The sequence below is a fragment of the Accumulibacter sp. genome, assembly GCF_023806625.1.
In the GTDB taxonomy this organism is placed as follows: Bacteria; Pseudomonadota; Gammaproteobacteria; order Burkholderiales; family Rhodocyclaceae; genus Accumulibacter.
Genome location: NZ_JAMTDX010000013.1, coordinates 1 through 5,912, shown reverse-complemented (window position 1 = coordinate 5,912; position 5,912 = coordinate 1). Strand labels below are relative to the sequence as shown.

Below are 5,912 nucleotides of genomic sequence, written 5' to 3'. Positions count from 1 at the left end.
AACTGATCGAGGGTAATCCGCGAATTGGGGCCGGTTGCGAGCTCGGTCTTGTCGACGAAGACAAAGCGCCCCGCGCTCTCGGCGCCGGTCTCGATCACCTCGTTCGTGTAAACCGGGTCGGTTATCGCGAGGGCACGCCGGCCGGCCGGCAGCACGCCCGAAACCGACTTGACGACCAGAGACGTCTCGCCAATCCGCGCCGCCGTCTCACCGATCGTCGTGAGCTCGGCCGATCCCGCCGGGGTGGCCGCCAGCACGACGGTGACAAGCCACGCGCTTGCCGCTCCGAGACCTCGAACGACCGCTCGCTTGTTCGCGCCCATCTCCGTTCGCTCCTCCCGCTGTTCGATAACTTTCGTATCGATGTTCTATTCTATCTATAGGTCGAGCCAACCACCACAGGGCCGGTTGCACCAGACGATATATTTAGCCGACTTCGCAACTACGCTGATCCACGCGTATAGTATTCGCGCACTGTCCGATCGTAGTAGGCGGCGTCTCCATAGCCATAAAGCCTGATCTTGGCGGTGTCGACCCGCGACAACACAATTCCTCTCGGCACGCCTTGGGTTTCGGTCAATTTTTCAAGTGCAAGCTTGACCACTTCGCGACCCGTCTTGCCCCATTGGATGACGAACACGGTTTCCTCGGCCAGGGGCGCCAAGTTGCAGGCGTCGGATACGCTCATCAATGGTGACGAGTCCAAGACCACAAGGTCAAAGGACTCACACGCCTGATCAAGGAACGCCTTCACGGCTTTGGATCCGAGCAGATCGGAGGGATCGCGGGCCGCACTGCCGGACGCGATCACGAACGCTCCGGTCGGCTCGTCGCGCTGGAGGACCTGCTCCAGGCTTGCATCGCCGACAAGGAGATCGACCAGGCCGGGCTCGCGCGCGAGTTTGAGGCGGACATGGACCGACGGCCGGCGCAGGTCGGCATCAATCAGGAGCGCCCGATGCCCGGCAATCGCCCGCGCCCGCGTCAGGCCGATCGCCAACGTCGTCTTGCCTTCCTTTGGCATCGACGAAGTGACGAGAAGGCTGCGGATCGCCGGCCGCTTGCTGCGCAGCGCCAGCTGGATGTACGTCGAGCGAATGCCTTCGAGGAAGAGCGACGGCTGGCTATCGAGCATCGCCGATTCGGGCCCGTCGCGACCGCCGCGCGCCACCGGTAGGTGTGCAATCACCGGCAGCCCGGTTGCCTCCGAGACCTGTTCGGCATGGCGAAAGCCGTAGTCGAGGCGCTCGGCCATGAGGGCAAGGCCCAGGCCAAGCAAGAGCGCGATGATCGTCGCGACCGCAAGCACGATCCGCTTATCCGGCAATGAGCGCAGAGGGACAGCCGCCGGAGAGAGGACGGTCGCGCCCGGGACTTGCATTTCCGTATCAAGTTGCGGCGTCGTCTCCTTCAAACGGGTCAAGAACGTCTCAAGAAGCTTGCGATTCGCATCCGCTTCGCGTTCCAGTTCCCGAAGTTCAATTTCACGACTGTTGGCCAGGGCCTGCTTCGATTTTAGTTTGTTCAGTTCACGATCGAGGCTGTCCTCTCGCGCTGTCGCGACTGAAACTGCTGTCGCATAGCCCTTTAGGACCCGTTCCATCTCAGCTTCGATCTTGGCGCGAAACTTTTCCAGCTCCGACTTCTTATTGATGACCCTTGGATGGCGCTCTCCCAGTTCGATCGATAGTTCGGCCAGTTCACGCAGCACCGCGGCTTCTTGAATGCGCAATTGCTGAACGACCGGGGACTCCATGATGGCCTGCGCCGCCTCGATGTTGCTGGCTTTCTGCAGGGCCTGCACTTCGTTCAAGGTCGCCGTCGCTTGCGCCCGGTCCGCACTGGCAGCCGCCAGCCGTCGGTTGATTTCGGAGATCTCCTCACTGATGAGCGTGACCTGGCTGCCGCGCAACAGGCCGGACTGGGTCCGAAATGCCTCGACCGCTTTTTCCGAGCGCGCCACCGCTTCGCGGAGCGCATTGACCTGGCCGTTGAGCCAGCCGGCGGCCTTCTCGGCGATCGCAATCTTTGTCTCGATGAAGCGGTTCGTGTAGGTGTCGGCGACGGCGTTGGCGACGTCGGCGGCAAGCTGGGCATCGCGGGACTGGAACCGGACCGAAATCACGCGCGACGCCTTGGTCGGGCGAACATCCAGGTGTTTGAGAAATTCATCCACGACCTCATCGAGGCTGGCAGCCCGCGCCGCCTGTGCCGCTAGGGCCTGGCGGTCGGCTGGGCCGGGATTCGTCTCGTCCTTGCCACCGAGCGCCGCTGCCTTCGATGCGATTTCCAGCAACGACCGCGAACGCGAGGAGTTGAATTCGTCGCGCTCCGCCAACCCGAGCTGTTCGATCACCCGGCGGGCGAGGGTTCGTGAACGAATGACCTCGATTTCATTCCGCGTCGTCTCCTGGTTCGCACTGACGTCGGTGAGGATTTCTCGCAAGTCAGCAATATTGGCCTTCCGGCTCTCAACGATAACCAGGGCCTCGGCCCTGTACGTGGGCGTAAGCTGCGAGAGAAAGAAGACCGTCAACGCAAGTATCAGCGTAACCGTGCCGATGACGATGCTTTTGCGCCGCCGGACAATTCTGGTCAGCTCGCGGATGTCGTAAGACCGCTCGGCGGCCCAAACCGATGGATACGCTGGCGTCAAATTCGGTCTGTCCATCTGCACGCCTTACGCCCTCCGCGGATCCGCCACCCGGCAGGACCTGTTATTGATAAAGAGATCGTACCGCCGGTTCGTCCGGATCATACGCCACCGAGACAGCGCCATTTTGCACTATCGTATCATATGGATGGCCGCCGTTGGTCAATCGGCAGCAAGCGGGCCGGCCAGGGCGCGGTTTTCCTTGCGTTGCCGACGCGCTCCTGTGATGAAGATCTGAAAACCGTAAGCTCGTAGCCGGGATGCTTCACTTTTTTGTTGCTCTCGTCGTTCTGACGCCATTGCCGCTCGGGTCCGTTTACCCGTGGAGTTGGGGTTTGTTGGCTGTCGGCACCGGCTGCGTTCTCGGTATCTGGTGTTTCCGGCTTCTCGCCGGAAAGGCTCCGCTGGCCGTGCCATTGACCGCCGTTTGGCCTACCCTCCTCCCTTTTTTTCTGGTCGTCGCGTGGATCGTCCTGCAGATGGTGTCGGCCACGCCCGATTCCTGGCATCACCCCGCATGGTCATGGCCCGCAAGCGCCTTCAACGCCACCCCCAGTTCCCGGATCACCGTTGACCCCGCAAGGACCAGCGCGGCCCTGACGCGCTTGATCACCTATGGGGCGATCTTCTGGCTCGCGCTGCAATACGGCCGTGACCGGCGCGCCGCGCAGATGATGATCAAGGCACTCGTTTTCGCCGCAGTTGCCTTTTCTCTCTATGGTTTGGTCGTGGAACTGTCTGAAATCAGGATGGTTCTTTGGTTCCCGAAAGCGACCGCAATAGACGACCTCAGCAGCACATTCGTGAACCGCAACACGTTCGCAACCTATGCCGGCCTCGCTCTGGTCTGCGTAAGTGGACTTATTCTCGCGCGGGTTGAGGGTCGGATGGCTAACACGGATGATCTGGCGGATAGTGTCGACCGCGGGATCGATGCGATCATCGCCCGCAGTTCGACCCTCATTGCGGGGTGGCTGTTGATCGCGAGCGCGCTGCTGCTCACCCATTCCCTCGGCGGCATTTTCAGCACGGTGCTGGCGTTGGCGAGCCTGGTGGCGCTCTACATCTACGCGCGCGGTGCGCGCCGAGAGGTCATTATCGGTCTTGCGACCGGCGCGATCGTGCTGCTCGGGGCTGCCGTTGTCGTCGGCAGCACTGGCTGGGAGGAGCGTTTCAACCAGGCTCTCTGGAACCAGCCGGATGACCGGGGGAAGCTGGCACTGCTCTCCTTGCAGGGTATTGAAGAACGGCCACTCTTGGGCACCGGATACGGAAACTTCGAGACCTACTTCGAGTATCGCCGGCCAGCGGACATGGAACCCCGCTACACGAAGGCCCACAACACCTACCTCGAAAGCGCGGTGGAGTTGGGGCTGCCGGCAGCGGTAATGCTGGTCGCGGTTTTCGTTTCGATCGCTGTTCGCACGTGGCGCGGAGCCCGCAGACGCCGTCGTGACGCCATCTACCCCTGCATCGGGTTCAGTGCCACGGTCCTGGTCGGCGTTCATTCGCTTCTCGACTTCAGTCTCCAGATCCCAGCAGTAACGGCGGCTTACTGTCTGATTGCTGGCATCGCCTGCGCACAGGCAGACCCCAGCGAACCGACGGTGCATCGACGCGGCCGGACGCGGCCCCCGGATCAGCCACCCGATCGCCTCTGAGGATCGCGTCCAGTTTGGGCGCGGAGCCGATCCAGCTCGGCCAAAACATGCGGTTCATCGCGAAGTGCTGCGCGAACGATAGGGATGCTCTGTTGCTCCTCGGCAAGCAAGGCAAGCGCCTTGAGGTCGACCTTTGCTGCGTAGCGGATCTGCTGCAGGACCGACGCTCGGTCGCGAGCATCCAGCTGCGGCCATGCCTCAAGGCCCATCCGCAGCCGGAACAGCGTCAGCGACGGCTCGAACGGCGCCGCCGCGATGGAGAAGCGCAGGGCCGACATTGCAGCGGGCGACCATCCTTCCAGCGCCGCAAGGCTATAAGCCAGGCGCGCCCACCCGCGGCCACTGAGCGGCGCCGCCGCCAAGCCCTGCTTGAGATCACGCGCGGCCGCAGCGACGAAGCGGTCGCGTTCCTTCGCGTCGGCAGGGAGTGACTCCGCGATCAGCAGCCGAGCCAGTCCAGAATCGATCGCAGCTTCGCCACTCTCGAGCCACTTCATCTCGTCTTGCTTGGCAGAGAGGAGATCCTTGGCCTCGTTGGCGCTCACGGGTATCGCCTGCCGGAGCTTCGCCAACACCGGCGCGCCCGCGAACCCTGCTAGCGAAGCCATGATGAACTCGCCTCCCATCACGACCAGGAACACTGCGAGCGAAGCCAAAACGACGCCGACGGTCCATCGCTGCGCGCGGCCGATCGGATCCGACGATGTGCCACTTGCGCCGTCGTGGGGCTGGCCCGTGCCGTTGGCGATGAGCGTTGCCATGGCGCAGCGCTATCGAGGCGGCGAAGTCGGTGGGCCCGACAGACCCATGGTTTTCATGATGAGGGGATTAATGTCACGCACGTTGTAGCGGGCTTCGGCCAGCGCGCGGCTTGCTTCCGCCATTGTGACGAGCAGGTCGGGTCGATCGGCGAAGCGGGTGATGGCTGCTGCCAGTGCATCAGGATCGCGCGGCGGAATGATGAAGCCGTTCACGCCGTCGATCACGAGTTCGCGGCAACCTGGAACATCGGTGGTGATGATGGGCCGGCCAATCGCCAGCGCCTCGAGGATGGTTCGCGGCAGGCCTTCGCGATAGGATGGCAAGCAGAGGACGCTGCACGCCCGCAGATAGGGCCGCACGTCGTCGGTCTCACCGAGATAGCTGATCAGGTGTTCGGCGATCCAGGCGTTGACCTGGTCCTCGTCAATGGCGCCGGGATTGCTGTCGTAGGGACCGAGAAGGTCCATTTGGCAAGCAATCCCCTGATCACGAAGCCGTTTGGAGGCGGCTGCGTACTCGAAGACCCCTTTTTCGCGGAGTAACCGCGCAATCATCAGAACCTTGAGCGGGCCCGCCACCGGCGGGGCATAACTGAACTCCTCCAGGTCGATGCCCGTTCCTCCGATTCGCACGACGGGTCGCGATCGGCGATCGAGCCCCAATTTGCGGATAACGCGGCTGTCGTCGGGGTTCAGGACGAAAATCGCATGCGCGAACCGCAGTGCGCCGGCAAACATCAGGCTAAGGAGGGCGCGCAGGCAGAGGCGACGCAGCTCGTGCCCGCCCGCAAAGGCGTAGCCCAAGCCATCCATCATGACGTACGTCCTCGGAACCCC

General features: G+C 62.8%; 4 protein-coding genes and 1 pseudogene. 1 reads left to right on the top strand and 4 read right to left on the bottom strand.

Annotation, left to right across the window (positions count from 1 at the left end; all coding sequences use genetic code 11):
* Together NFW05_RS03795 and NFW05_RS03790 are read right to left on the bottom strand one after the other, a co-directional pair.
* Positions 1-323: pseudogene (locus tag NFW05_RS03795) on the bottom strand (hypothetical protein); the annotation flags it as partial.
* Between the two features lie 119 nt (positions 324-442).
* Positions 443-2,671, bottom strand: coding sequence for a polysaccharide biosynthesis tyrosine autokinase (locus NFW05_RS03790; RefSeq protein WP_295302906.1), 2,229 nt, complete (start codon positions 2,669-2,671; stop codon positions 443-445).
* A gap of 242 nt (positions 2,672-2,913) precedes the next feature.
* Between NFW05_RS03790 and NFW05_RS03785 the strand changes: the two genes are divergently transcribed.
* The gene (locus tag NFW05_RS03785) at positions 2,914-4,314 is read left to right on the top strand and encodes an O-antigen ligase family protein (RefSeq protein ID WP_295302905.1); all 1,401 of its coding nucleotides are present in this window, start codon (positions 2,914-2,916) and stop codon (positions 4,312-4,314) included.
* On the opposite strand, the gene NFW05_RS03780 is transcribed toward NFW05_RS03785, so the two are convergent.
* Complete coding sequence (locus NFW05_RS03780) at positions 4,293-5,075, bottom strand: hypothetical protein (protein WP_295302904.1); 783 nt, start codon at positions 5,073-5,075, stop codon at positions 4,293-4,295. The two genes, NFW05_RS03785 and NFW05_RS03780, sit on opposite strands and share 22 nt — an antisense overlap.
* A gap of 9 nt (positions 5,076-5,084) precedes the next feature.
* Positions 5,085-5,912: glycosyltransferase family 4 protein (locus NFW05_RS03775; protein WP_295302903.1), on the bottom strand; the 828-nt coding region annotated here is incomplete at its 5' end.

Excerpts from the sequence above, each read along its gene's own strand:
- NFW05_RS03785 (WP_295302905.1), top strand. The coding sequence starts at position 2,914 with ATGCTTCACTTTTTTGTTGCTCTCGTCGTTCTGACGCCATTGCCGCTC.
- NFW05_RS03790 (WP_295302906.1), bottom strand. The coding sequence starts at position 2,671 with ATGGACAGACCGAATTTGACGCCAGCGTATCCATCGGTTTGGGCCGCC.
- NFW05_RS03780 (WP_295302904.1), bottom strand. The coding sequence starts at position 5,075 with ATGGCAACGCTCATCGCCAACGGCACGGGCCAGCCCCACGACGGCGCA.